This is a genomic window from Hymenobacter taeanensis (assembly GCF_013137895.1).
GTDB classification, from domain to species: domain Bacteria; phylum Bacteroidota; class Bacteroidia; order Cytophagales; family Hymenobacteraceae; genus Hymenobacter; species Hymenobacter taeanensis.
Genome location: NZ_CP053538.1, coordinates 2,186,044 through 2,211,443, shown reverse-complemented (window position 1 = coordinate 2,211,443; position 25,400 = coordinate 2,186,044). Strand labels below are relative to the sequence as shown.

Sequence of the window (25,400 nt, the reverse complement as noted above, 5' to 3'; positions counted from 1 at the left end):
TAGCCAACTGTTACTCCGCTGGGCTTAACGGATCTGCTGGCCAATGATGAAGTGGAAACGCCCTGTTGTCTGCTTTTGCCCCGCTGTATAAACCGGAACATTATCAAAGCCCCAACCATAATCAAAGCCAAGCAAACCAAATGCCGACATGAAAATACGAGCTCCCAGGCCTGCCGAACGGTACAGCTTATAGGGGTTGTAATCGGTGTACTTTTCAAACGAGTTGCCTGCCTCAGCAAAGCCCAGAACATAGACAGTTGCTGCCGGGTTCAAGCTCACCGGATAACGCATCTCCAGCACGTACTTATTGTACACTACGCCACCATTAGAGCTCTGGCGTGAGGCCGGCAATGACTCAGTACCATTAGGGTCATCATAACCGCGTAGGCCTACGTATTCAGTACCTACCAAGAAGTTGGAAGCTCCACCATAACCTAGGCCAGAACCGCCGAGCTTAAAGCGTTCAAACGGACCAATCTGGCGGCTGCTGTTGTAGCTGCCGATAAAGCCGAAGTGAGCCCGTGTGTTCAGAACCAGTTTGCCTACCAATGGCGAGAACCACGAGGCATCAAACATCCATTTATGGAACTCTACCCACTCGTTCACGCTTGGGTGCGAGCCTTTAAAGACAGAGTACGGAGGTGTTAGATTTACGCTTAATGAAAGCGTTGAGCCCCGGCGGGTAAAGGTGGGGTTGTCAATGCTATTACGCGCCAGGGTAGTGTTGAACGTGAAGTTATTCGCGTTGCCGTTGTTGAAGTTCTCAAAGTACGTGTAGTTCTGCAGTTTGTACTGGCTAAACGACAAGGAGTTGCTCAACGTGAAGTAATCATCTGGCCAGCGCAAACGCCGACCCAGGCTCACAGAAGCACTGTTTACTTTAATGGAGCTACCCGTTTTAGGATCGAAGTTGGTACCTAGCCGCTGGATGCTCTTGTTGAGGCTGAAGGAGAAAGAGTTAGGCTTCCGTCCGCCTAGCCAAGGCTCCGTGAAGGAGAACGAGTATGCCTGGTACTGTAGGCCGTTAGCCTGCACGTTTAAGGCTAAACGCTGCCCGTCACCAGCGGGCACCGGAGTCCAGTTGCGCAGGCTGCTGGCTTTGCGCAACGAGAAGTTGTTGAATACGAGGCCTACCGTACCAATGAAGCCAGCATAGCCACCCCAGCCACCAGAAAGCGTAATCTGGTCAGAGGGCTTTTCCTCAACCGTGTAGTTAATGTCTACGGTTCCGTCGGCCTGGTTTGGTACGGGGTTCATCCCGATCTTCTCGGGGTCAAAGTAGCCAAGAGTTGCAATTTCGCGTTGAGAACGAATTAGTTGCTCACGGCTGAACTTATCCCCCGGCAACGTATAAAGCGCCCGCCGCACTACGTGGTCGGAGGTTTTTGTATTACCCGCAATATTGATCTCCTTGATGCGCGCCTGTACTCCCTCCGTAATACGCATCTCAATGTCAATTGAGTCGCCTTCTACTTTAGTTTCTACAGGCTCAATCTGGAAGAACAGATAGCCGTCGTTCATGTACAACGACGTTACGTCTTGCCCGGTGGGGTTGTAGTTGAGTCGTTTATCCAGCGTTTCCTTGCTGTATACGCTGCCCTCTTTAATGGCCAACACGGAGGCCAGGGTTTTATCGTCGTAGAGGTAATTGCCGTTCCAAGTGATATGACGGAAGTAGTACTTCGGTCCTTCGTCTACCCGAACTTTAAGCGTCAGGCCTTTATCATCGCGCTCCAACGAGTCAGACACTACCACCGCATCGCGGTAGCCTTGCGCATTATAGAAGTCAATAAGCTTCTTCTTATCTTCTTCAAACTCTGCCCGCTGGAACTTACCTGAGTTAAAGAATTTCGGGAATTTTTTCTCCTTAGTCTTCTTGAATTTGCCTTTCAGCGTACCGTCTTTGAACGCCTCATTGCCTTCAAACACAATATCATGGATGCGGACCTTGGCACCTTTATCAACTTTGATGTCGAGCAACACGCTGTTTGACAAAGACGAATCTGGAACCTGCACAATGTTCACCTTGGTATCCAGGAAGCCTTTGTTCGTGTAGAACTTGCGCACCTGTGCCTTGGTGTTACTAAGCAACGCATCCGTTACTACTTTCCCCCGGATGAGCTTGATCTTGTTTTTCAGCTCATCTGCTTGGCTCTTACCAATGCCCGAAAACTCAAACTTAGACAGGCGCGGACGCTCTTTGAGATTGAAGTCCAGGAATATGCGCTGTCCTTCGATGTGATCAATACTAACACTTACGTCGCCCAGGATTCCTTGGTCCCAGAGCTTCCGGATGGCTTTACCTACTTCTTCACCGGGAATAGTAATAGGGTCGCCAATCTTTAGGCCAGTTAACCCGATGAGTGTATTAGCATCAAGATAGCGGGCCCCACTGATAGTGATACCGCCTAATGTATACCGTTGGGGTTCACCTTGAGCAGCTCCTACTGGTGCTGTTTGCGCCAGGGCAGCTTCGCTGGCAGCAACCCCCAGAGACAGGGTAATAGCTAAAGCCCGAAGAATAGTATGGTACGAAGAACTCATTTTCTGCTGTTACGAAACGGTTAGCTGCTCACTGGTTTTGCCGAAGCGCCGCTCACGCTGCTGATAAGCACGCAAGGCATCATAGAAATGCTCCCGCCGGAAATCGGGCCACAACAAATCAGTGATGTACAGCTCGGTGTAGGCCAATTGCCACAGCAAGAAGTTGCTGATGCGCTGCTCTCCGCTTGTGCGGATAAGCAGCTCTGGGTCGGGAATGCCTTTGGTAGAAAGATAACCTGCGATAGTCTGCTCCGTGATGGCTGATGCCTCCATGGTGCCAGCTGCTACATCAGCCGCCAGCCTTTGCGCTGCCTGGGTGAGGTCCCAACGCCCGCTATAGCTAAGAGCCAATACCAGGGTCATGCGGTTGCCTGCCTTCGTCAATTCTATTGCTTCCGCTAGTTCTCGCTGGCAGGAAGCTGGCAAACTTTCAATCTGGCCAATGGCTTGAAGGCGAATATTATTTTTTAATAGCGTAGCTGTCTCCTGCCGAATGGTATGAACCAGCAGTTGCATCAACGCCATTACTTCGTGGGCCGGACGAGCCCAGTTTTCAGTGGAGAAGGCGTAAAGCGTGAGATACTGCACACCAATTTCTGCGGCAGACTCTACTGTTTCGCGTACCGCTTTAATGGCACTTTGATGACCAAAGATGCGGAGCCCGCCTTTCTGCTTAGCCCAACGACCATTACCGTCCATAATGACGGCGACGTGCGCGGGAATATTCTGGGAGTCAATCTCGGACCGAGAGGCCATTGTTACTTTTTGCGTAAAGAGGCTGCAAGGTACGCAAATGGTTGCATACGCCTTGGCCTACCTTCAAACGATAAGTAGACCTACTACATTGCATGGAAGCCCCTGACACCTTCAGCATTGTTTGCTGCGTGTCAGGGGCTTCACTTTACAGGCTTCCTGAGAAGCCTATTTGTTCTTTTTATTTTTCTGAATCTCCAAAGTACCTTCTGGGCACCTTATTTTATAGAAGGTATACGAGACGCTTATGCCGTTATAAAAGTACCAGTCTTTAGTGTTTGGGTTGCCCAATACTCTTACTTCGGTGCTGGAAGAGGGCTGGTCTTTACCATTGTACCGGTCAATATCATCCGTAAAGGTTTTGCGCGCACCCGCATCTAGTCCTAAGTTCCAGTGCTGAGATACTGCGTACTTGAAACCCAGGCCAGCAGGTATGGCTAGGCCCACTAAGCCGTTGTACTCGTTGTTGGTGATGCCGCGGCCAACTACTTTAGTGTGAGCGTAGAAGCCCGCAACCCCAACAAATACATAAGGGGTGAAGTGTATCTTGTCTTTTCGGTTATGAAAGTCAAAGAAATTATACTCTAATGCTCCAGAAAGTTCCCACAAGCTACCCGTCATGTTGGCGTTCCGGTAAGCTGCCAAGGGAGCCGTGTCGTTGTTAACACCTTTCACGGTTGCATCAGCCGCACGGAGCAGCCCCCCGGTAACGGCTCCGCGTAGCGTAACTGGAGCCGATATGTCCTTACGATAGAAGGCGGTGAAGGCTGGCCGGTTGTTGCGAAACTGATAATTAGGCGACAATTCACCCTTGTAGCTTAGTCCACCTAGGCCGAGACCAACCTCGCTTGTATTTTGCGCTTGGGCTGAATGAACAAAAAAAACACTCCCTGCTTGCGCAACGCAAGCAAGGAGTGTTTTGAACGGAGTCGAATGCGTCATTAGACTGGCTGTTGAGTGATTAAGACAGCCAGTATCTGCTGGCTATCGGAATTTGGGGCTTCTTACTCTTGGAGCGAGAATATAGTTTACTGATACGCCTAAAGTAGTGTACCAGTCTTTCTCATTGCTCTTACCACGCATCTCGCCGCCTTGAGCTGCCCGATCATACGTACCGGGGAAGTTGCGAGTAATATCCCAGCCGAAATATTGTGCTTGAGCGGAGCCTAAAGCATCACGGCTGGGGGCATAGTTACCGCTCACGTCATCGAGGTAGTCAGTAAACGTTTTACGGAAACCGAGTTCCAAGCCTATGTCAAAGCTCTTGTTGAGCTTGTAACGGGCACCGGCACCAAAAGGAATTACAAATTGCGTCAGGCTGTAACCGGAAGCTTGAGCTTCGGTTCTCAACGGCTGCAGTGCTACAATATTGCCGTTTGCATCCGTGCCTTTGGGGTTATGGTGAATAACTCCCACACCACCAAACAGGTAAGGAACAAAGTCTGGACGACGAAGGTAGTTATTGCGGTTCTCGATCAGGTCGAAGATACCAACTGCTGACAGTTCAAGAATGTCATTACGGAAGTTCATATTCCGGTTGTAACGGAACTTAGCGTCCGGGTCGTTCTGGTCAGCGGCTTTCGAGTCATCGCCCGTGATACGGCCATAGGCCAAAGCCGCACGCACCGAAATCCGAGGAGCAAAACGGTGAGTAAACGAGAGGCCTAGGTTAGGGCGCGTTGCACCAGCACGAAAACTGGGAATGCTAGGCTTTGGAGTAATATCACCGAAGTAGTTCATGGCATTCAGCGATACTCCAACGGAGTTGTACTGTTTCCGCTTACTGAACTGCTGCGCACTCGCATCCGTAGCTACTAGTGCCAAGACCAGTAACAGGGCCAAAGTGTGTGTGAAGAATTGCTTCATTTGAGCGAGAGTTAGGAATAATCTGAGGTAGCTGAAAGCAAGTTGCCACTTAGACACGGTCGCAGTCAGTGACAAAAGTAGAGGTTGAAGGGAACTAAAAAAATATTAAGCCGAAAAACTATATTATCAAACCGGGATGCCCGCCGGATTTCGCCGGTCTAACCCCCAATTCAGCTTACTACGTAAGGTACTCAGGAAGTTGACATGGTTGAGCTTCACTAACCGAGCATTAAAGTTTTCACGGCGAACTGCAATCTGTACATTGGCTTCTACCGTGACGGAGCGGGAATCGAGTGAAAGCAAGAAGTTATTACTCCTCCCTTCAATCTCAAAGGATATTACGCTCCGGTCAGGTACGATGAGAGGCCGAACGTTCAGATTGTGGGGACATACGGGAGCTATAATGAAATTGTTCGTTTGCGGAAGCATTACTGGCCCTCCGCAGCTTAGAGAATAGCCTGTTGAGCCAGTTGGGGTGGATACAATCAGCCCGTCGGCCCAGTATGAGTTCAGGTACTCGCCGTCAATGTACGTGTGCACCACAATCATAGATGAGGTATCCCGTTTCAGGATACTGAACTCGTTAAGCCCGAAGTTGATAACTCCAAACGCCTCCGGATCGGTATCAACCCGAATAAGACTTCGATCTTCCAGCACAAAATGCCCTTTAAACAGTGAGTCTATGGCCTGCGAAATATTTTCTGGTGCGATAGTGGCTAAAAAGCCCAACCGCCCGGTGTTAATTCCCAAGATGGGTATCTGTAGGCTGCCAACGTAGGTAACTGTATCCAACAGCGTGCCGTCGCCCCCAATGCTGAGCACAAACCGGACCCCATGCAGAGAGTCGCCCCGCCGAAAGGTGGTGATACCCGCCGGTATCTGTACATGCTGGCTTAAGTGGGCATAGAAGGCTTCAACAATCAGTACCTCAGACTGCCGCCGTACTAGGTCTTCAAGCAATGCTTGTAGAAATGGGGCCAGGGCATCGTCGAAGGGCTTACCAAGAATGGCGATTTTCATAGTTGAAAGTTAACTCACCCAATTAAAGAGAGCTGAGTTATATCGGAAACTGGGTACGAAAGAAGAAACCTCCTTGGCCTTCTAATATGCGGGTATACTCAAGAGTAAATACCCAGTCGTAGTACGTAGCCAAATGCAAGCCTAGGCCAGTAGAGGCTAGCGCACGGTTAGGCAACCGGTTTGTGGCAGAAGATAGCGCCGGATTCCGGACGTACCCTACGTCCACAAAGGTATTTAAATACAGCACCAACGGGATAGAATTGATTTTGGCGTTGTTAATCCCGTTCAGCTTTACTCGGCCCGCATCAAAGAGCCGGTACGTAAGACCCTGCTGTACTAACCCGTAATGGCGACCTTCAATTACATAGGCATCGTAGCCGCGCACCAACACATCATAACCGAAGGCGCGGTTGTCGGCGTAGGCCACTTGCCGCGCAATACGCACTCTGCCTTGTACGCCTACACTATAGTACAAGGGGCCGCCTAGCGCTACATATCTGGCATAATGGCCCCAGAGAGTTGTAATGTTGGGACTACTCCCGGTTAAAAAACTGCGGTAGGCCACTCCTACTTCAGCAAACTGCCCGGTAAGCGGATAAGCAAAGGTATTGCGCTGATTAAGCGTACTGACCAAGCTCACCTCAACATATTGCCGCTGAGGCCCGCCTAGATAGTACGTGGCGTTTCGATGGTAGAGTGAGTCAGAGACCTTTTCCCGGTGATACGATACGTCGAGGGCAGTGCGATGCTGCACCGTCCGGCGCCAGCGAATCCCGGCTACAGCATACCGCCTTTCAATTGGGAAGCCATCTTCCTGACGGTAATTAACGAGCCGGTCCCGGTACGTGGCATAATCAAGGGCATGGCTTTGATAGTATGAAATGCCGCCTCCAAAGCCAATTCGCCGACGCTTGCCATAGCCTGGTGCTTCATAAAATAGCTCATACTTGCGGTTAAAGCCCAGCTGAATATTGGCCAGGATTTGCTCGTTTCGCCCTCGAAAGTTTCGCCGCACGATGTGCACGCCGTAGTCAAGGCGTTTCCACCGATCAGAGCGGTCAAGCCAGGAGCGAAAATTGCGGTCGGCGAGTGAAAAAATGGGTATTGGGAATGTGTACCAGCGTTCCTGCACGCTGAATAAGACCGTGAGACTCCCCTCCCGACACACGGCCTGCACCAGCACCTGATGGAACAGCTGCAGGTTAAACAAGCGCCGCCGGTTAAGCTCTAGGCGCCGGGCTAGGGTCGCCGTGGTTAAGGTATCGCCTTCGCGGAAATCAAGCTCAGCGCGTAATACCCGCTCATTGGTCACGGCATTGCCCGCAAACAGGAGGCTGCCTATACGCACTACCGTATACTCTGGACACTGTGTGGTGATTAAGCTATCCAGTGTACTGCGGCGCAGTGAATCTGGGAGTGCACTTGTGTGCGCCACTGCCACAGAGAAACTACCTAGCCAGATCAGCAGCAAGCAGAGGAGCCCCCTCACTGCAAAGGAACGGCGTGCTGGCAGAAGGTTTTCGGGCATTAGAGGCTCAGGTACTTGAGCAGCGCATCAAAGCGTTCCTGCTCATCTTCGCTGACTTCAGCAGTGCCACTAAACTGAGCTGTGATTGAGTAGCCAAAGCGCTCCAGCGTAGCAATAATGCGCGTTAGGTTGGGCGTGTTGAGCTTGAGCGTTAGCCGGATCTTGTACTGGTCATGCTCGTCCTGTGCTACATGAGCACTCATGATCTTGGCATTGTTTTCCTCTACGTACCGACTAATCTGGCTCAGGGAATAGTCGCGCTCCTCCATCACCAGCACAATTATCCCTTGCTGACCCGTTGCTACGGGCACTTTACCGAAGGCAGCCAGGGTGTCGCTGACGGTTACTAGGCCTAGGTACTCCTGCTGATCATCCAGCACGGGCACAAGCTGTACCCGGTTTTGCACGGCTACTTCAATGATGGAATAAAAATGCTGATCGTGCTGCACATGTACCTGCGCGTACCCAAAGGGCACGTCAGACAAGAGCTGGTTAGGTTTATCCTGATCAAGTAGGTCAGCTTCGGTAATCAGGCCCCGAAACTGGCGGTTTTCCAGCACGGGTAACTGGCCTACGTGGAATTCCTCCAACCAGCGGGCAGCCTTCTCCGTCGAGTCCGTCAGCTTTAAAGGCGGAATCATCTGGTTAAGCAAGTCTTCGGCAATCATTGAGTGCATCGGGGCGGGCGGGAAGAGAACGGAAAACGAAAACCAGAAAGTGATACCAACCTATAAAGCGCCAGGAAGTTATTGAGCCCGCAGCAGTATGGCAAGTCAAGCAGAAGAGTAACTTAAGTGCCTAAATCGTTGCATTGCGTGCCCCAAGTACCTTTTGCCCTCTGCCAAGTGTGTTAATCAACGACTTTTACGGGGGTCTGGTTTTGCACCAGGAATTGCCGCAGGAGCTGGTTGAACTCGCGTGGGCGTTCCATCATGGGCGCGTGCCCGCAGTGGTCGAGAAAGCGTAGTTCAGCTTTAGGCAGCAAACGGCTAAACTCATGCGCCACCACCGGCGGGGTAATGGTATCATTTAGCCCCCACACCAGTAGGGTAGGCACTTTAATCTTGTGCAGGTCTTTGGCGAGGTTATGCCGCTGCGCCGACCGGGCAATGCTGATAATGCGCAAGCACTTGGCATTGGAGTTTGTAACGTTGAACACCTCGTTTACCAACTCTTCAGTGGCTACTGTAGGGTCATAGAAAGTGTAGGCCACTCGCTCCTGCACGTAGCTGTAGTTGCCCCGCTTTGGGAAAGAGCCACCCATGCTGTCTTCAAACAGGCCACTGCTGCCGGTGAGAACCAAGCGACTCACCCGGCGCTGATTGCGCAGCGCATACACCAGCGCAATGTGGCCCCCAAGCGAGTTGCCGAGCACCGTGCAGGGCTCCGTGAGCCCAATTTCAGCCAGAAAGTCTTCTACAAACTGCACCAGGCCAGGTACGCCGGCTTTGGTAAGCGGCATATCATAGATAGGGAGTAGTGGAATAATCACCCGATAGTCGGTGCTAAACTCTGCTACTACATCCTGCCAGTTGCTGAGCGCACCAAATAGCCCGTGGAGGAGCAGCAGCACCTCGCCGGAGCCTTCCTCAACGTACTGAAATTCGTTCTTTTGTTTTATCTGCAATTCCATCTTTTCAGGGGTGGCTATTGCTGGAAGCAGTGGCCGGCCCAGTCTGTGCAATTATACAACTCTTGACCCAATTGCCTAGCAGGGCTAAGCCATGGGGTGTTAGCAGGGCTTCGGGGTGAAACTGCACCCCATATAGTGGCAACTGCTGGTGGCGAAATGCCATTATCTCCTGCTGTACGTCGGTGGTACGTGCCAGGACGTCAAACGTGGCGGGCAGTTGCTGTAGTATCAGGGAGTGGTAACGTGCGACGGGCATACGGGCCGGAAGGCCCTGCCACAACACGTCGGGCTGCGTCCACTCAATTTCCGAGACTTTGCCGTGCATAGGGCGGGCCCCACGGCGCAGCTCAGCTCCAAAGAACTCACCTAGGGCCTGGTGGCCCAAGCATACCCCCAACATAGGCACGCGTTGGTGCCAAGCCTCAATAACGGGCAGTAGTACACCTGCTTCCCGCGGCACGCCAGGGCCCGGTGAGAGCACAATGCCATCAAAAGCCAGTTCTTCCAGCACAGGCAAAGGCACATCGTTTCGCCGCACAATCACCTCGCACCCCAGCTGCCGGAAGTAATCCAGCAGGTTGTAGGTGAAAGAATCAAAGTTATCAAGCAGCAACAGACGCATACGCTTCGTTGGGTACTAATCTTCGGGGGTGGGGTTGAGCCGAGACTCGCCCTCTGCGCTGGCAGTGATGCTAAAAAACGGCACGCAGCTTTTCCAGCAAGGTACCCGCAAGCGGCATTACGTAGGCCACTATCTCTAGGGCCAGCGGAGTGGCTTGCTGCACCACGGGCAACACCTGCGACTGTGCAACCAAGCCGGGCGAAATCAGGTTAAGGCCTGCCAACCCGATGCCGTGCAGGAGTAAGCTCAAGCCCAGCACCCACTTAAGTACACCGCAAACGGCCCCGCTTATATTGTCCAGCACGCCCAGAGGGGTAAGGTGCACAGCCGTCCTGACGAAGCTACCTACCAGATGCACGCCCCACACAATCAGGGCAAACACGAGTAAAAACGACACTAGCGGCAGGAGCCCAAAGGCCTCGCCCACATAGTTGCGAACCAATGGGATGGCATCATTGAGGAGCGCCAGCCCCCCAATAACCCCTACTACAAAGGCCAGCAAAGAAGCCACCTCCAGCACCAGACCTCGCCGGAAGCCTTTTACAGCTCCCACCCCCAAAGCCAGCAGCAATAGCAAGTCAAAAGCAGACATGCGGGTTACGGTGAAATAGAGAGAGGAGGAGCGAAGTTGAGTACTTCCTACAATGGGCTAGGCCACTATACTACTCACCCCTCACCCTATTCGCTGGTTACACGTTGGTATTGTTGAGCAAATTGCTCACGGCCTGCGAAATGGCACGGCCATCAGCCTGCCCAGACAGCTCCCGGGCGGCTACACCCATTACCTTGCCCAGGTCAGAAGGGCCCGTGGCTCCTACCCGCTGAATGATATCCACCAGCTTTTCTACCAGGTCAGCCTCAGAAAGCTGCTGGGGCAGGTACTCCTCAATAATGGCCAGCTCGGCCAGCTCTACCTCTTCCAGATCGGAGCGGAACTGCTTCTGATAGGTTTCGGCGGCTTCACGGCGCTGCTTGGCGGCTTTAGTCAGAAGCTTAATTTCGGCGTCGGGCGTGAGGGCGGCACCGTGCTGGCCCTCGGCAGTTTCGGCCAACAGTATCTGCGACTTGATGCTGCGCAGAGCCGTCAGCCGAACTTTATCCTTAGCCAGCATGGCCTTTTTGATATCTGCGTCGATGTTTTCTTTCAGAGCCATAATATAAAGAAGAATGGAGGTGCAAGATTACGGGTTATTCCGGACTCGGGCAGCGCTAGGCCACTCCGGCGGCCGTTGGGAAATCCAGGAATGAATAAGGGCACTCGCCGTTACGCAGCTTACCCCCGTCCTTTAACGGAGCAGTTCAGGAAGAGTAGCTCTTGCCCGTAAGATTACAGCACCCACCATAGCTGCCAGCAAAGACCGGACAACCGGAAAGTGAGGCAGCCTGTTTGAGAGTGTATCTTTGACACCTAACCTCCGTTCAGCTCACCCCAAGATATGACGAAGCTCAGCGTTAACATAAACAAAATAGCCACCCTGCGGAATGCCCGCGGCCACAACCGCCCCGATCTGCTGCAAGCCGCCCGCGACTGTGAGCGTTTCGGCGCCCAGGGTATTACGGTGCACCCGCGCCCCGATGAGCGCCACATTCGCTATCAGGATGCGCGAGACCTAAAAAGCATTGTTACCACGGAGTTTAATATTGAGGGCAACCCCACCCCTGATTTTCTGGCCCTGGTGCGTGAAGTGCGGCCCGAGCAGGTGACCCTGGTGCCTGATGCTCCCGACGCTATTACGTCTAATGCAGGCTGGGACACCATTCGCCACCAGGAGTACCTGCAGGGCGTGGTGCAGGAGCTCAAAGGGCTAGGCTGCCGTGTGAGTATTTTTCTTGACCCCGACCTAGACATGATGCGGGCCGCCGCTACTACCGGCACCGACCGCATTGAGCTTTACACCGAAGACTACGCCCGCCAGTATCCCCAAGACCCCGCCGCGGCAATCCAGAGTTACCGCGCCGCCGCTGAGCTGGCCCAGGAGCTAGGCCTGGGCCTCAACGCAGGCCACGACCTCGACCTCGATAATCTGGCTTACCTGCATCAGAACCTGCCGGGCCTCGCCGAGGTTAGTATCGGCCACGCTCTCATTTGTGATGCCTTGTACCTGGGGCTGGAAAACACCATTCAGCTCTACCGCCGCCAGCTAAAGTGAAATAGCAAATAGTGAGAAGGTGAGGCTACTGCGCTACACGCGCCCGAAACGCCGCCGGAACGTCCGCTTACCATCTTACTGTTCACCTTTTTCAGTACTCACTATTTCACTTCTTCCCGCCGTGCCCCGTCTTCCCCTCCCCGACTTCCTGCAAAACTCCTCCGACGCGCCCATTCTGGATGTGCGGGCGCCTATAGAATTTCAGCACGGTCATATTCCGGGGGCGGTGAGCTTCCCGTTGTTCACGGATGAGGAGCGGGCCCGCATCGGCACTACCTATAAGCAAATCAGCCAGGATAAAGCCGTATTGCTGGGGCTTGATTTCTTTGGCCCGAAGATGGGTGAGCTGGTAAAGCAGGCTAAAAAGCTGGCGCCCCTCAAGCAGGTGCGGGTGCATTGCTGGCGCGGAGGCATGCGTAGCGGCGCTGTACTGTGGCTGCTGGAGTTGGCTGGTTTTCAGGTGCAGCTTCTTGACAAGGGCTACAAGGACTACCGCCGCTGGGTGCTGCAGGAGTTTGAGCGCCCCAGGCCATTACTGGTACTGGGGGGCCTTACTGGCTCCGGCAAAACCGATGTGTTGCACGCCCTAGCCAGCCAGAGTCAGGCTATTATTGATTTGGAAGGACTGGCCCGGCATAAAGGCTCGGCATTTGGCAGCATTGGCCTGCCGGCGCAGCCTACGCAGGAGCAGTTTGAGAATGATTTAGCGGGCGTACTGGCGGCGCTGCCCGAAGCGGGCCCCATTTGGGTAGAAGACGAAAGCCGTACTATTGGCGGCGTGCACGTGCCTACTCCCCTGTTTGCGCAAATGAGCTCAGCCCCGCTACTTGTGCTGGATATTCCGCGGGAGGTGCGGGTAAGCAAGCTAGCCGATGAATATGGCCGGCAAGACCCCGCCGCGCTGGCAGCGGCCATTCTCAAAATCCGGAAGCGCCTGGGTGGGCTGGTAACCAAAGAAGCCCTGGCTGCTATTGGCGAGGATGACATGGAAAAGATGGTGAGCCTAGTGCTCGACTACTACGACAAAACCTACAGCCACGGCATTGACAACCGCCAGGTTACTCGGGTGGAGTCTTCTACCTGCGACCCGGCCGTAAATGCCGAACTGGTACGTCAGGCCTTGGCTAAAATAGGGTTCCCTGCCAGCACTCAGCCCGTAGCGCATGGTTCCTAAGCTGAGAGTGGCGCGGCCCACCAACGACCTGGGCCCATTGTTGCGGTTTTACCGGGATGGGCTGGGCCTCACTGAACTGGGCTCGTTTGCCAACCATGACGGGTTTGATGGGGTGATGCTAGGCCACCCGCAGGCCCCTTACCACCTGGAGTTTACCACGCAGCAGGGCCAGCTGATAGCACCGGCACCCACCCCGGAGCATCTGCTCGTATTTTACTTGCCTGATCATTCGCAGTGGCTCTTGGCTGTAGAGCGAATGCAGGCCCACGGCTACGCTCCAGTAGTGTCACACAACCCGTACTGGGACCGGCTGGGCCACACCTACGAAGACCCCGATGGATACCGGGTGGTGCTGCAAAACGCCCCCTGGGAATACTAATTACTCTGTAACGCTCATTACGTCATATGTCTCTCGCCTCCGAACCTACCGACCAAATCCGCCTCACCCAATACAGCCACGGCGCCGGCTGCGGCTGCAAAATTGCGCCCAAGGTTCTCGACCAGATTCTGCATACCAGCATTCCGCAGCCCCACGATGCCCAGCTCCTGGTGGGCAACTCCTCCCGCGATGATGCCGCCGTGTATGACATTGGCGGCGGGCAGGCCATCATCAGCACCACCGACTTCTTCATGCCGATTGTGGATGATGCCTATGACTTCGGCCGGATTGCCTCCGCCAACGCTATTTCTGATGTATATGCCATGGGCGGACGGCCGGTTATGGCCATTGCCGTACTGGGGTGGCCTATTGATAAGCTGGCTCCGGAAGTGGCACGCCGCGTGATTGAGGGCAGCCGCAGCATCTGTGCCGAGGCAGGCATTCCGCTGGCCGGCGGCCACAGCATCGACTCGCCTGAACCCATTTTCGGGCTGGCAGTAACGGGCCTGCTCGACATCAACAACCTCAAGCAGAACGACACCGCCACCGCTGGCTGTGAGTTGTACCTCACCAAGCCCCTGGGCGTAGGAATGCTCACCACAGCGCAAAAGCGCGGCATTCTGCGCCCCGAGCACGAGCAGCTCGCCCCCGAGAGCATGATGCAGCTCAATAAGATTGGGCAGGAGCTAGGCCAGGTAGCAGCCGTGCGCGCCATGACAGATGTAACCGGCTTTGGCCTGCTAGGCCACCTCTCAGAGGTGTGCGAGGGCAGTAACCTCACGGCTGAGGTGGAGTTTAGCAAAGTACCGCTGCTTGCCGCCGCCGAAGAATACCGGGCGCAAGGCGCCGTACCTGGCGGCACCATTCGCAACTGGGACTCTTATGGACACAAAATCGGGGAAGTAACCGCTGAGCAGCGTCAATGGCTCTGTGACCCACAAACTTCGGGTGGCCTACTCGTGTGCGTGGAGCCAGGTGGCCGTGAGCAAGTACTGGCCATTTTTGAGCGCCACGGCCTGCAGCTAGAGCCCTTTGGCCGGCTGCGCGAGCACGTAGCCGGTGAGCCCTGGATTTCTGTGCGCTAGGTCCCTGTGAAGCTGCTTCCGTTTTTGCGGCCGCTGCTGGAAGCGGCGGCCGCCATTGCGCTGATGGCTGTGGGCCTGCGGTTTATTACAAGCTTTTTTGCCAGCAAAAGCCGGGTGTATAGGCCTACGTTCTTGCGGCAGTTTGCGCTGGCCTTCTGGCCCCTGCTCTGCCTGGGGGTAGGCTTGCCTTTTTTAGGGTCTTTCTTCTATATCGGGACCGTACCCTTATATGAGCAGGTGCTGCTTGGCTTCATTACAGCCGTAGTATTGGGGTTTTCCGTGCCGGCACTGGTACTACATGCCCAATACTACGCCCGCAACCTCGATACCACTCTGGTCTTTGATCCGAAGCAAAACATCCTGGAAGTGTACGAAGGAAGGGTGCGAATTCCCTTTGGCAAAAGTGATTTAATACGGGTTGAGCGCGTCACTTGCCAGTCAAGGCGCATGTTCTGGAGCAACTACAATTACATCAAGCTACACCTGCGCACGGGAGAGGTTTTAACCCTTACCTCTTTGCTCACCCGCCTCGACCCCGTGGCTGAGTTCCTGCGCAATACTCCCCTGGAGCATCAGCAGCGCTGGTTCTGTTTTGTATAGCTAACTCAGTGCCTGCACTATTCAAACGCTTGATCAACATACTACCCAGCGGGCACTTGCGTTATACATGTAGCAACATGCCTAATTTGCATCCCACTATTCGATGAAACCAGCTTTCAGCCAGGTAAAGCTCGGAATCAGGCATATACCTTTGCTATTTCCTACTTGCTCTTATTTAGTTGATGCAGCGGTTTTTATTTGCATGGTTGCTGCTGATTGCCTACCCCATCTTCGGGCAAACGAGTGACGAGCAAGCCGAAGTAGTTCTACTGCGCCAGCTAGCCACGCAGCCCGCCGACACCGGCCGGGTGCGGCAGCTGGCCTCGCTGTGCTACGTCCTGCATGACTCGGCTCCTACTAGAGCCATTCCGTATGGCGAGCAGGCTGTACGGCTGGCCCGCCGCTTACACGACGACCACGGCCTACTGCGCAGCCTGCTGGTGCTAAGCAGCTCTTACGCCAATATTTCTGATGGCCCGCACGCGCTGTTGCTGCAGCGCCAAGCCTTGGTACTAGCCCGGCGCCTGCACGATATGAATGGTATTGTGCGCAGCTATACGGGGATGGGTGGCGTGCACCATGAGCGCGGCGACACTGCCGCCGCGCTGCTTAACTACCAGCGCGCCCTTGATTTAGTGTACCGCCCGGGCGTGCAGGTGCGCACCCAACTAATTCTGTTCGGTAACCTGGGTAACCTTTACTTCCACCTCAAAAAGCACCAAGATGGGCTGCTTTTCACCCGTCGGGCTTTGCAACTGGCCCGCCGCACTGGTGATATAGCCGGTGAGTCACTGTACCTGGCCGACTTAGGTTCTTATTACCTCCGGCTTGAGCAGCTAGGCACTGCGGAAGGGCTTTTGCGGGAGGCCCTGGGCCTGGTGGCTCCCCTTCACCAGCCGCGCTATGAGTCCGGCCACCTGGAGCTACTGGCTAATGTTTTGTACCTGCAAGGAAATCTTCGCGAAGCAGAGCAGCTCACCCGGCGCGCTATGCAGCTGGCACGCCAGATAAATTACCATGAGCGCGTGCTGGATGCCTACAGCCTGCTGGCTGATATTAACGCCAGCCGCAAAAATTATGAGGCGGCGCTCAGCTGGCAGCAGATGTTCCGTAACCTCAACGACACGCTCAACAACCGCTCCCGCCTGCAAGTGCTAACGGCCCTGCAGGCGCGGTATGAGTCGGTGGAAAAGGAAAACCAGATTCGCCTGCTCACGGAGCGTAGCCATATGGCCCAGCACCGCAACCGTGAGCTCTGGACGGCCGTTGCCCTGCTGCTGTTGGCGTTGGGAGGTATGGGATTTATGTACGCGCAGCTACGGCGCAGTCGGGCTGCTCTTGCTGAAAACAATGCTACCCTGCAGGAAGCTACGCTTGAGCTCCGCCAGCTGGCGGCCTCCAAAGACCGGCTATACTCCATTGTGGCCCACGACCTGCGCGGACCGGTTACGTCTTTTTCTGGCGTAACGGAGCTGATTGATTTTTATCTGCAGCGCGGTGATGAGGAAGGCCTGCGCCGGTTGCCAGACATTGTACGCCAGGCCGCCCAAAACCTAAACAGCCTCCTCGATAACCTCCTTAACTGGGCCGTGAGCCAAACTGGGGAGCTAGCCTTTCAGCCAGAGCGGCTGCTGGTTGCTGATCTGCTGACTGAACTAACAGGCCTTTACAGCACTTCCGCTGAAGCTAAGCAAATAACCCTTCAGACCAGCTGCTCCCCCACCCTGGCCATTTGGGCTGATCCGCACATGACCCGCACGGTGCTGCGCAACCTCATCAGCAACGCCCTCAAGTTTACCCCGGTAGAAGGCACCATTTGCCTGGAAGCCGAAGCCCTGCCCAGAGCGCTTGTGCAAATAAGCGTGACGGATACTGGCCTAGGAATGCCCCCTAAGCAGGTAGCCGCCCTCCTGGCACCCGAGGGCCTGGTACTGCCCGCTCAAGGTCCGCGCTCAGGCACTGGCCTAGGCCTGATGCTCTGCCGGGCGTTTACGCAACGCCAAGGTGGCACCCTGCAAATCAAGAGCCTCGAAGGCCAGGGCACCACGGTTTCTGTTACGCTGCCCAACGCCCAGCGGTAAGCCGCGCGCATGTGGCGCCATCTTCCGACCTTTGCCGAACGTATCACCTGTACTTTCGGCTATGCTTCTTCACTTCCGCGAAATGGGCCAGGGCGCTCCTCTGGTAATTCTCCACGGCTTATTTGGCAATTCTGATAACTGGCAAACGCTGGCCCGGCGCTGGTCAGAGGCAGGCCACCGGGTTATTGTGGCCGATTTGCGCAACCACGGCCGCTCTTTCCACTCCGCAGAACACTCCTACGAGTTGATGTCGGGAGACATCTTGGGTTTGTTTGACCACTTGCAGCTTGACGCGGCCACTACTACTCTGCTAGGCCACAGTATGGGCGGGAAAGCCTCTATGCGCTTCGCCCTCGACCACCCTACGCGCCTGGCGCGCCTGGTGGTGGTTGATATTGCCCCCCGGGCTTCTGATATGGCCCACCAAGACGATATTCTGGCTGGCCTGAATGCCGTGCCCGTTGCCGGGCTTGAAACCCGGCAGCAGGCCGAAGATGCTCTGGCTCAGCACATCCCCCAGCCGGGCGTTCGGCAATTTCTGCTTAAAAACCTCTATCGCCTCGAAGATAACTCTTTTGCGTGGCGGCAGAACCTCGCGGCCCTCAACGAGCACATGCAGGCTATTGGCGCTGAAATCACGAGTGAGCAGCCATTCCTAAAGCCTGCACTGTTTATTCGGGGAGGCAAGTCAGACTACATTTCTACCGAGGATAAGCTCTACGGCATTCCCGCTATTTTCCCCAATTCTCAGATAGAAACTATCGTGAATGCGGGCCATTGGGTACACGCTGAGGCTCCTGACGCTGTTTTTGGGCTGGTACATGCCTTCGCTACCCAAGGCTAGTTTCTTAGCAATGGCTCCGTAGGGCCTAGGCCTACTCTCTTTCGGTTCTCACCATCTATAATCCTCCGCTTTGAAAAAAGGCACGCTGTACTTGATTCCCACCATCTTGGCCGATGATACTGCCGCGCAGGTGCTTCCTCCGCAAGTAGGCAGCCAGGTAGCCGCCCTCTCCTACTTTTTGGTGGAAAACGCCCGCACAGCCCGGCGCTTCATTAAGAGCGTAGCGCCCCAGCAGGTTATTGAGGAGCTACGCATTGGAGTGATTGACAAGGACAGCACTGAGGCGCAGATTCAGGCGGCGCTAGAGCCGGTGCTACACGGCCAACATGCGGGAGTTATCTCTGAGGCTGGTTGCCCAGGCATCGCCGACCCCGGTGCCGAGCTGGCGCGTCGGGCGCATCAGGTGGGCATTAAGGTAGTGCCCCTAGTGGGGCCCTCTTCCCTCCTGCTTGCCCTAATGGCGTCGGGCATGAATGGGCAAAGCTTTGCCTTTCATGGTTACATACCTATTGAACGGGCCAAGCGGGTTGCGGCCCTTAAAACCCTCGAAAAGCAGGCGCTAACCCAGCACCAAACGCAGCTGTTCATTGAGACGCCCTACCGCAACATGCAGCTGCTCGAAGACCTGCTGACCACGTTGCATCCTGGCACCCGTTTGTGTATTGCTGCCAGCCTAACCGCCGAGAACGAGTTCGTACGCACTGATACCATAGCCGGCTGGAAGGGGAAGCTGCCTGAGATTCATAAGCAGCCAGCCGTTTTTCTGATCGGCAAATAGCTGTTGTTGCCGCAACGCAGAAGAGCCCGTACTAGGTGTAGGCCACTTTGGCCAGCACCGGTACGGGCTCTTCTGCGTTACGAGCGACGAAGCTCACGCGTTATTTCATCAGTTGGTACACCAGCAGCGCTGAGAAATAGGCTAGGCCAGTCATGTAGAGCAACTGCATAACAGGCCATTTCCAGCCCTTGGTTTCACGGTATGTGGCAGCCAGCGTGCTCATGCACTGCATAGCAAACACGTAGAACACGAGCAGGGAAAACGACCGGGCCGGCGTGAAGAACGGTTGGCCATTGGCATCCTTTTCCGACGCTAGCTTCTGCTGCACGGTTTGCTGGTCAGCATCCTGGCCTACGCTGTAGATAGTTGACATAGTACCCACAAATACTTCGCGGGCCGCAAAAGAAGTGAGCAGCGAAATACCAATCTTCCAATCAAAGCCCAGTGGCCTAATAGCCGGCTCAATCAGGTGCCCGAAGTGCCCGGCATAGGAGCTTTCCAGCTTTTCTGAGGCCACGTGTGAGTCAATCTCAGCAGCCGTGAATCCTTTGGCTTTGCCCTCGGTTTTAGCGCGCTGCTCCGCTTGCTCCAACTCATTTGCCGGCCCATATGAAGCCAGCACCCAGAGCAGGATGGAAATAGCCAGGATTACCTTACCCGCCTGAAAAACAAAGGCTTTCACCTTCTCAACGATGGTAATACCAACGTTTTTCCAGCGGGGCCAGCGGTACACCGGAAACTCCATAATGAAGTAGCTGCGCTCCTTGGTCTTCATCAGCAGCTTCATAGCCCAGGCGGAGAGCACGGCCGCCACAAACCCCAAGAGGTAAAGCCCCATCAGCGCAAAGCCGCGCAAATTGAAAATCCCCAGAACAGGCTGATCAGGCACCACCAAGCCAATGAGCACCGTGTAAACCGGAATGCGAGCGGAGCAGCTCATCAGAGGCGTGACGAAGATGGTAATCATCCGGTCCTTCCAATTCTCAATGGTGCGCGCGCTCATGATGGCCGGCACCGCGCAGGCCACCCCCGAAATCAGAGGCACCACGCTCTTCCCGTTCAACCCAAACTTGCGCATGATGCGGTCCATCATGAACGTAACCCGTGCCATATAGCCGGTTTCTTCCAGCACCGCAATGAAGGCGAAGAGCAGGGCAATCTGCGGAATGAAGATTAATACCCCTCCCAGGCCCGCCAGCACGCCTTCGGTGAGCAGGTTAATTAAGGGCCCGTCAAAATTAGTCTGGATGAGACTATTGATCCAGGCCACTCCCTGATCAATCAGCTCCATGGGATAGCTAGCCCAAGCAAACACCGCCTGAAACATAAGAAACAGCACCCCTAAAAAAATGAGGTAACCCCACACTTTGTGAGTCAATACCTTATCGAGGCGGTTGCTGTAAGGCTCGTTGCGCTCAGTGCGCGTTACCGATACCGTATTGAGTAGGATATCGTTGATGCTGGCATAACGGGCAATAGTTTCCTGGGCCTGCCGGGGCGTGGCCTCAAACCCATATTGCTGCACCAGCTCTCCGATATACGCCCGGTCATCGGGCGAGAGAAAGCTGATTTGGCGGTACTGGTGCGCGTAGTGCAGCGCCAGGTAATCGTTATGCAGATTGAAGTAGTACCGAATCTGCCGAATCATAGGCAGCAATTCATCTTCAATCTCGTAGAAATGCGTGGCGGGCGCATCGAGCATCTGCGCCATTACAATCTTAAGTGCTGCAATACCAATGCCTTTGCGGGCATTCATCGGAATGATGGGCACGCCCAACTCCTGCTGCAGAGCTGTAATATCAATATTAACGCCGTGCTGAGCAGCCACGTCCATCATATTGAGGGCCAGTACCGCCGGCAGGCCCAAGTCGGCGAGCTGCGTGAATAGCAGCAGATTGCGCCGCAGGTTACTGGCATCGGCCGTTACTACTACAAAGTCGGGGTACTGCTCGCTGGTGCGGTCATAGAGCAGGTCGGTGATAACCTTCTCGTCGAGGCTTTTAGGATAGAGGGAGTATGTACCGGGTAGGTCAATAATCTCGGCCCTGAGTTGAGGAGTGAGCTGACTCACGCCCGTTTTACGGTCTACGGTTACCCCTGGGAAGTTGCCAACCTTCTGGTTGAGCCCCGTGAGCTGATTAAACAGGGAGGTTTTGCCCGAGTTGGGATTTCCAATCAGTGCAATTCTGGTGAGGGCACCGGGGTGCCGGGGGGCAACGGCCTCTAGTATCGCGGCCGATGCGCCCGCGCCGGCCCGGCCGGTAACAAATTCCACCCCTGCCATTCGCGTTGGTTATTTCAAAACAATAGTAGCTGCCTCGCTTACCCGCAACGACAGCGTATACTCCTCACTCTCGCCTACTACCACGGTGATTGGGCAGCCCAGTGGAGCCCGGCTGTTGAGCCGCACCTGCGTACCTGGTATGCATCCCATCTCCAGGAGCTTGAGCGCCATTTCGGGGTCTTTGAGGCAGCAGATAGTCCCACTCTCGCCCAAACGTAAATCTTTCACGCTACGGGGCATGGCGGGCGAAGCATTGGTGGGACGGATGGACACGGGCGGTAGGGATTATTTAGATTCTCTTTAAACAAAGGTACCACCCTTTTAGGTTTCGGCCAAAGCGCAGAATTCTCTAGTGGAGTTTGGCCGAAAATCTTAACTATCAAGCTTATAATTATTCTTCCAACAAATTGCACAACTATAAATATTCTGTGAGGTATTGCTTGCAGTGCCCAAAATGATTGTAATTTTGGCATAGTCTTACCTGTCTGCATATGCTCCAACGCGTACTCTCTATTCTCTTCTTGGCCTTGCTTCTCCCAGCCATAGGTTTTGCACAGGAGAACAAAATATCAGGCCGCATCGTGGACGAAAAGTCCAAAGAGCCCATTCCCTTCGCCTCGATAGGCCTACGGGAAGAACAAACGGGTGCTCTTACCAATGAGTATGGTTATTTCCAGCTGGCCATGCCAGAGAAGAATCCTCAGGACTCCCTCATTATTAATGCCCTTGGCTACTTCCGCAAGGCAGTGCTCATCAAGCCCGGCATTAAGGTGCAGGACATGATTATTGAAGTGCCTAAGCGGGCTATTGCGCTGAAAGAGGTTAAAGTGACCAGCAGTGCCAAGATCAAAAACCTTGACCTGGGCTCTAAGTCAACTACTCCCGGTGAAGGCATGATTCAAGGCATGCCAGGCAGTCAGTACGCCTTCTTCGTGAAAAACGATAAAGGCAAAAACCTGGGCAACGTTCGCTCGGTATCCTTCTACATCGGTGAAAATGGTTTCCCCCGCGAGCCATTCCGTGTGCGTCTGTATAAAGCTGATGGCAATTACAACTCACCCAACACGGACCTCCTGACCGATAACATTGTAGTATCAGCCCCGAAAGGAGGTGAGTGGTACACTATTGATCTGACCCAGTACAACATTGAAGCTCCCAAAGAAGGCTTCTTCGTGGCAATGGAGTGGATTGTAAGCGGTGACAAGTTTTACACCACTAACTTCATGGACAATTACACGCCTTATGGTCAGATCCTGCGGCCTACCTTCGAATTCAAGGAGAGCCGCACCTGGAACTACACCATCGGTCGTGGCTGGAGCCTGATTACTTTGGCTAGCAATGGCCAGCGCTACAACGCGATGATTCGGGCTGAAGTGGACATGATTAAGGATTAGTACAACTTATTGCTGCTTAGAGAATAAGAGTTACTCAGTGGCAACTCTAGGCCACTTCAAACATGCTCTAAAAGCAAAATGGCCGGCTCACTACATGTGAGCCGGCCATTTTGCTTTTAGAGCATGTTTGCTACCCAAGAATAGCTGCCTAGCTTAAAGTGTAACCAGCCCACGCAAAGGAGAACTACATTTCCTTTACGTGGGCTAGAGGCATTATTTACGCACGGCAATTTCTACCCGGCGGTTCTGCTGGCGGCCAGCGGCCGTAGCGTTAGAAGCTACTGGGGCCGTTTCGCCGAATGACTCGATGCTTACGTTTGCTGCATTCATCTGGCCGTTGGTAGTCAGCCAGTTTTTCACTGCAGCCGCGCGTTTAGCCGCCAACTCCCGGTTGTATGCTTTATCACCGCGGGAATCAGCGAAACCTAAAACCTGTACTTCCTTGCCCCGGAAACGCTGTGCCACCGAAGCGCTGATTTCAGCGAGGGCCCGAGTAGCAGAAGGCTTGATTTCAGCCTTATCAGTGTCGAAAAGGATTTTTTCTTCCAGACCGTATACGTTGTACTCATCATCACTGCGCACTGACACTTCAGGCAGGTCAATTTCCTCGAGCTTCACATCCGCAAGCTTAGCCTTGGTCATGTCCCAGGTTTTGCTGACAGCAGCGCCTGCTTGGTCGGCGGCGTTTTCCATTTTATCACCGGCGGTACCAGCTGCAGCGGCTGCGGTTTCGCCATTCCGGTACACTACGGCCGTATCAGCAGTAGCTTCCTGAGGCTGGTCTTTGGTTTCGGGGTTCTTCAGGTCGCCGCAGGCCGATAAAAGAGCGGTGGCGGCGAAAATTGAGAGGAAATGCTTTTTCATATATAGAGGAAGAGAGAAATGATGAGCTTGGGCATACGCAAAAGAGGGCCGAATGGCTAAGCCCACCCGGTCCTCTTGCTACTGTGTAAGACCAGCAGAGAGCTTATTTTTTGCCCTTGTCGGTTTGAGTTTGCTGCACAACCCACTCCCTAATGGCCTCTTGGGCGGCAGAGGAGAAAGCTGGCTTTTGTTGACCGTTTACCAGCGGCCATTCCTTCGGATCAGACTGGAAGAGGTGGTTTACTCCCAGCAGCTTACGGGGAGTTACGCTGCCGCTGCTCTTCAGGCACTTGGTTAGCACCGCCAAATTTGCATCGGCGCCTACGTCTAAGTCTGCCGTGCCATTCAGCAGCAGTACGGGGCACTTTACATCACCCATCTTGGCCGTAGGGTCAAAGCTGAGGAACGCTTTGTAACGGGCCGAAGTCATGTCAGTAGCGGCAAGCCGCACGGCGCTAGAATCCAGCGTGGGGTTGCTTTGGCGTAACATGTTAGCAATGATAGGTTTCGCTTGCGTTGGATCGGGCGTTTGAGCAATAAAGTCAAACATAGCCTGCTGGTTTTTCAGGGCCGTTTCCATTTTGGCAGCATCAGTACCTGTCGCCTTCAGCATATTGGCCTGCTGCTGGGCCTGCAATACTCTACCAGGCAAGCCAGGAGCTGCCAGCGTTACTACAAAGCTGGGGGGCAGAGGCTGGGCGGCAGCCAACAGGGCTACGTTTCCGCCTTCTCCGTGGCCGATTACGCCCAGGTGCTCCAAATCAATTTCAGGGCGGGTGCGCAGGAAGTTCAGGGCCGCCTGCACGTCAGATACCATATCTGGCACGGTGGTAGTGCTGGCCTGCCCGCCTGATTTGCCCACGCCGCGGTCATCGAAGCGCAGCACGGCAATACCACGCCGCGTCAGGTAGTCGCCTAGAGCTCCTAGCACGTGGTAGTCGCCTACGGTACCTTCCCGGTCGTGCGCTCCAGCATCGGACACTAGCACTACCGCCGGAAACGGCCCCTTGCCCGCCGGAATTGTAAGCATACCGGCCAGGCGCAAATCAACGGGAATATTGGTAAAAAGCACTTCCTCCTCGCGGTAAGGGGGCGTGAGGCGAGCTTTGGGGTTCGTGTCGATGGTGGCGGGCACGAACTCCAGCAGCATGGGCACGGTAAAGCCCGGCTGGCTCCAAGTGCCATCAATCTTCTTTCCATCGGGGGTCAGGCGGCCCATGAAACGGCTACCAGCTTCTTCAGCGGCCAGAGAAATGGTATCGCCGTGCACAGATACGGCCACCGGCATGCGGCTGACTTTCTGCAACGGCACATCCATGGCCGCGAAGTAGGTTCCGTCGCTAAGCTTTACTAACCGGAAAATCACTTCCAGTTTCCCTCCCGGCACTTGCAAAGGACCCTTCCAATAGCCATCGAGAGCATTTTGTGTTTCGCCGGCTACGCTGCGGTTGCATGTCAGAATTACAAGCAGCAAATACAATAAGGTGCGCTGCCACCAGGATACGTGTACAATTTTATTCATGCAGTAGGTGGTAAGAGTAGGAAACGAAATGCTTAAAAAGCAGAAGCGGGTAAGCAGTTCTACGTGGTAAGGACCTGTACTAACCTGAGCAAGCAGAGGGTGAAATGCTTACCATATTCATAACCCATATAGCTCAACAGTAACCCTCATAATGAAATGAGCTGATGACCAGGCAAAGTCAGCTGCCCAACTACTTATTCTACCCCATCCTGAGGCAGCCAAACTGCTCTAGCCCCTCAAAATGAAACTGTAGCGACGAGTTATGAAGGAGCAAAATTA

General features: G+C 54.3%; 24 protein-coding genes. 9 read left to right on the top strand and 15 right to left on the bottom strand.

Annotated elements, in window-relative coordinates:
- Positions 1–24: 24 nt before the first annotated feature.
- From bamA to HMJ29_RS09355, 11 genes are all read right to left on the bottom strand, one after another.
- Positions 25–2,544: an outer membrane protein assembly factor BamA gene (gene bamA / locus HMJ29_RS09405; protein ID WP_171591238.1), complete on the bottom strand. Its 2,520-nt coding sequence runs from the start codon at positions 2,542–2,544 to the stop codon at positions 25–27.
- A 9-nt stretch (positions 2,545–2,553) separates the two neighbouring features.
- Entirely contained in the window at positions 2,554–3,300 is a 747-nt protein-coding gene (uppS, locus tag HMJ29_RS09400) for an undecaprenyl pyrophosphate synthase (RefSeq protein WP_171591237.1), read from the bottom strand.
- 165 nt (positions 3,301–3,465) lie between these two features.
- Positions 3,466–4,239, bottom strand: coding sequence for a type IX secretion system protein PorG (gene porG / locus HMJ29_RS09395; protein ID WP_171591236.1), 774 nt, complete (start codon positions 4,237–4,239; stop codon positions 3,466–3,468).
- Between the two features lie 42 nt (positions 4,240–4,281).
- Positions 4,282–5,163 carry a DUF6089 family protein gene (locus HMJ29_RS09390; protein ID WP_171591235.1) on the bottom strand — a complete coding sequence of 294 codons (882 nt, stop codon included), beginning with the start codon at positions 5,161–5,163 and terminating at the stop codon, positions 4,282–4,284.
- 126 nt (positions 5,164–5,289) lie between these two features.
- A complete protein-coding gene (locus HMJ29_RS09385; protein WP_171591234.1) occupies positions 5,290–6,183 on the bottom strand; it encodes an NAD kinase in 894 nt (297 codons plus the stop codon).
- Positions 6,184–6,220: 37 nt separating this feature from the next.
- Positions 6,221–7,531, bottom strand: a complete 1,311-nt coding sequence (locus HMJ29_RS09380; RefSeq protein WP_171591233.1) for a POTRA domain-containing protein — start codon at positions 7,529–7,531, stop codon at positions 6,221–6,223.
- Between the two features lie 179 nt (positions 7,532–7,710).
- A complete protein-coding gene (locus tag HMJ29_RS09375) occupies positions 7,711–8,388 on the bottom strand; it encodes a CBS domain-containing protein (protein ID WP_171591232.1) in 678 nt (225 codons plus the stop codon).
- A gap of 173 nt (positions 8,389–8,561) precedes the next feature.
- A complete protein-coding gene (locus HMJ29_RS09370) occupies positions 8,562–9,344 on the bottom strand; it encodes an alpha/beta fold hydrolase (RefSeq protein ID WP_171591231.1) in 783 nt (260 codons plus the stop codon).
- Positions 9,345–9,348: 4 nt separating this feature from the next.
- Positions 9,349–9,966: an anthranilate synthase component II gene (locus HMJ29_RS09365; RefSeq protein ID WP_171591230.1), complete on the bottom strand. Its 618-nt coding sequence runs from the start codon at positions 9,964–9,966 to the stop codon at positions 9,349–9,351.
- Between the two features lie 70 nt (positions 9,967–10,036).
- Complete coding sequence (locus tag HMJ29_RS09360; protein WP_171591229.1) at positions 10,037–10,558, bottom strand: CvpA family protein; 522 nt, start codon at positions 10,556–10,558, stop codon at positions 10,037–10,039.
- A 97-nt stretch (positions 10,559–10,655) separates the two neighbouring features.
- Positions 10,656–11,120, bottom strand: coding sequence for a GatB/YqeY domain-containing protein (locus HMJ29_RS09355; protein WP_171591228.1), 465 nt, complete (start codon positions 11,118–11,120; stop codon positions 10,656–10,658).
- Positions 11,121–11,402: 282 nt separating this feature from the next.
- Here HMJ29_RS09355 and HMJ29_RS09350 point away from each other — a divergent pair, with 282 nt between their 5' ends.
- From HMJ29_RS09350 to HMJ29_RS09315, 8 genes are all read left to right on the top strand, one after another.
- Entirely contained in the window at positions 11,403–12,116 is a 714-nt protein-coding gene (locus HMJ29_RS09350) for a pyridoxine 5'-phosphate synthase (RefSeq protein ID WP_171591227.1), read from the top strand.
- A 121-nt stretch (positions 12,117–12,237) separates the two neighbouring features.
- Positions 12,238–13,290, top strand: coding sequence for a tRNA 2-selenouridine(34) synthase MnmH (gene mnmH / locus HMJ29_RS09345; RefSeq protein WP_171591226.1), 1,053 nt, complete (start codon positions 12,238–12,240; stop codon positions 13,288–13,290).
- Entirely contained in the window at positions 13,280–13,669 is a 390-nt protein-coding gene (locus tag HMJ29_RS09340; protein ID WP_171591225.1) for a VOC family protein, read from the top strand. Before mnmH ends, HMJ29_RS09340 begins: the two co-directional genes overlap by 11 nt.
- A 26-nt stretch (positions 13,670–13,695) precedes the next feature.
- Complete coding sequence (selD, locus tag HMJ29_RS09335; protein WP_171591224.1) at positions 13,696–14,754, top strand: selenide, water dikinase SelD; 1,059 nt, start codon at positions 13,696–13,698, stop codon at positions 14,752–14,754.
- Between the two features lie 6 nt (positions 14,755–14,760).
- Positions 14,761–15,354 (top strand): PH domain-containing protein, encoded by a 594-nt coding sequence (locus HMJ29_RS09330; RefSeq protein ID WP_171591223.1) that lies wholly within the window; start codon positions 14,761–14,763, stop codon positions 15,352–15,354.
- A 182-nt stretch (positions 15,355–15,536) separates the two neighbouring features.
- On the top strand, positions 15,537–17,435 hold the full coding sequence (locus HMJ29_RS09325) for a tetratricopeptide repeat-containing sensor histidine kinase (protein ID WP_171591222.1): 1,899 nt from the start codon (positions 15,537–15,539) through the stop codon (positions 17,433–17,435).
- A gap of 61 nt (positions 17,436–17,496) precedes the next feature.
- On the top strand, positions 17,497–18,279 hold the full coding sequence (locus tag HMJ29_RS09320; protein WP_171591221.1) for an alpha/beta fold hydrolase: 783 nt from the start codon (positions 17,497–17,499) through the stop codon (positions 18,277–18,279).
- Positions 18,280–18,349: 70 nt separating this feature from the next.
- Positions 18,350–19,057 carry an SAM-dependent methyltransferase gene (locus tag HMJ29_RS09315; protein WP_171591220.1) on the top strand — a complete coding sequence of 236 codons (708 nt, stop codon included), beginning with the start codon at positions 18,350–18,352 and terminating at the stop codon, positions 19,055–19,057.
- A gap of 100 nt (positions 19,058–19,157) precedes the next feature.
- Here HMJ29_RS09315 and feoB read toward each other — a convergent pair whose 3' ends face one another.
- Both feoB and HMJ29_RS09305 read right to left on the bottom strand, forming a co-directional pair.
- Positions 19,158–21,341 carry a ferrous iron transport protein B gene (gene feoB, locus HMJ29_RS09310; RefSeq protein ID WP_171591219.1) on the bottom strand — a complete coding sequence of 728 codons (2,184 nt, stop codon included), beginning with the start codon at positions 21,339–21,341 and terminating at the stop codon, positions 19,158–19,160.
- A gap of 9 nt (positions 21,342–21,350) precedes the next feature.
- Positions 21,351–21,614, bottom strand: a complete 264-nt coding sequence (locus HMJ29_RS09305; protein ID WP_410780002.1) for a FeoA family protein — start codon at positions 21,612–21,614, stop codon at positions 21,351–21,353.
- Positions 21,615–21,832: 218 nt separating this feature from the next.
- Here HMJ29_RS09305 and HMJ29_RS09300 point away from each other — a divergent pair, with 218 nt between their 5' ends.
- Positions 21,833–22,735, top strand: a complete 903-nt coding sequence (locus HMJ29_RS09300; protein ID WP_171591218.1) for a carboxypeptidase-like regulatory domain-containing protein — start codon at positions 21,833–21,835, stop codon at positions 22,733–22,735.
- Between the two features lie 213 nt (positions 22,736–22,948).
- Here HMJ29_RS09300 and HMJ29_RS09295 read toward each other — a convergent pair whose 3' ends face one another.
- Positions 22,949–23,599 carry an OmpA family protein gene (locus tag HMJ29_RS09295; protein WP_171591217.1) on the bottom strand — a complete coding sequence of 217 codons (651 nt, stop codon included), beginning with the start codon at positions 23,597–23,599 and terminating at the stop codon, positions 22,949–22,951.
- Between the two features lie 103 nt (positions 23,600–23,702).
- Positions 23,703–25,121, bottom strand: a complete 1,419-nt coding sequence (locus HMJ29_RS09290; RefSeq protein WP_171591216.1) for an alpha/beta hydrolase family protein — start codon at positions 25,119–25,121, stop codon at positions 23,703–23,705.
- Positions 25,122–25,400: the final 279 nt, after the last annotated feature.

Excerpts from the sequence above, each read along its gene's own strand:
- HMJ29_RS09360 (WP_171591229.1), bottom strand. The coding sequence starts at position 10,558 with ATGTCTGCTTTTGACTTGCTATTGCTGCTGGCTTTGGGGGTGGGAGCT.
- HMJ29_RS09355 (WP_171591228.1), bottom strand. The coding sequence starts at position 11,120 with ATGGCTCTGAAAGAAAACATCGACGCAGATATCAAAAAGGCCATGCTG.
- HMJ29_RS09370 (WP_171591231.1), bottom strand. The coding sequence starts at position 9,344 with ATGGAATTGCAGATAAAACAAAAGAACGAATTTCAGTACGTTGAGGAA.
- feoB (WP_171591219.1), bottom strand. The coding sequence starts at position 21,341 with ATGGCAGGGGTGGAATTTGTTACCGGCCGGGCCGGCGCGGGCGCATCG.
- HMJ29_RS09390 (WP_171591235.1), bottom strand. The coding sequence starts at position 5,163 with ATGAAGCAATTCTTCACACACACTTTGGCCCTGTTACTGGTCTTGGCA.
- HMJ29_RS09320 (WP_171591221.1), top strand. The coding sequence starts at position 17,497 with ATGCTTCTTCACTTCCGCGAAATGGGCCAGGGCGCTCCTCTGGTAATT.
- HMJ29_RS09365 (WP_171591230.1), bottom strand. The coding sequence starts at position 9,966 with ATGCGTCTGTTGCTGCTTGATAACTTTGATTCTTTCACCTACAACCTG.
- bamA (WP_171591238.1), bottom strand. The coding sequence starts at position 2,544 with ATGAGTTCTTCGTACCATACTATTCTTCGGGCTTTAGCTATTACCCTG.
- HMJ29_RS09300 (WP_171591218.1), top strand. The coding sequence starts at position 21,833 with ATGCTCCAACGCGTACTCTCTATTCTCTTCTTGGCCTTGCTTCTCCCA.
- HMJ29_RS09350 (WP_171591227.1), top strand. The coding sequence starts at position 11,403 with ATGACGAAGCTCAGCGTTAACATAAACAAAATAGCCACCCTGCGGAAT.
- HMJ29_RS09375 (WP_171591232.1), bottom strand. The coding sequence starts at position 8,388 with ATGCACTCAATGATTGCCGAAGACTTGCTTAACCAGATGATTCCGCCT.
- HMJ29_RS09325 (WP_171591222.1), top strand. The coding sequence starts at position 15,537 with ATGCAGCGGTTTTTATTTGCATGGTTGCTGCTGATTGCCTACCCCATC.
- HMJ29_RS09340 (WP_171591225.1), top strand. The coding sequence starts at position 13,280 with ATGGTTCCTAAGCTGAGAGTGGCGCGGCCCACCAACGACCTGGGCCCA.
- porG (WP_171591236.1), bottom strand. The coding sequence starts at position 4,239 with ATGACGCATTCGACTCCGTTCAAAACACTCCTTGCTTGCGTTGCGCAA.
- uppS (WP_171591237.1), bottom strand. The coding sequence starts at position 3,300 with ATGGCCTCTCGGTCCGAGATTGACTCCCAGAATATTCCCGCGCACGTC.
- selD (WP_171591224.1), top strand. The coding sequence starts at position 13,696 with ATGTCTCTCGCCTCCGAACCTACCGACCAAATCCGCCTCACCCAATAC.
- HMJ29_RS09295 (WP_171591217.1), bottom strand. The coding sequence starts at position 23,599 with ATGAAAAAGCATTTCCTCTCAATTTTCGCCGCCACCGCTCTTTTATCG.
- HMJ29_RS09385 (WP_171591234.1), bottom strand. The coding sequence starts at position 6,183 with ATGAAAATCGCCATTCTTGGTAAGCCCTTCGACGATGCCCTGGCCCCA.
- HMJ29_RS09290 (WP_171591216.1), bottom strand. The coding sequence starts at position 25,121 with ATGAATAAAATTGTACACGTATCCTGGTGGCAGCGCACCTTATTGTAT.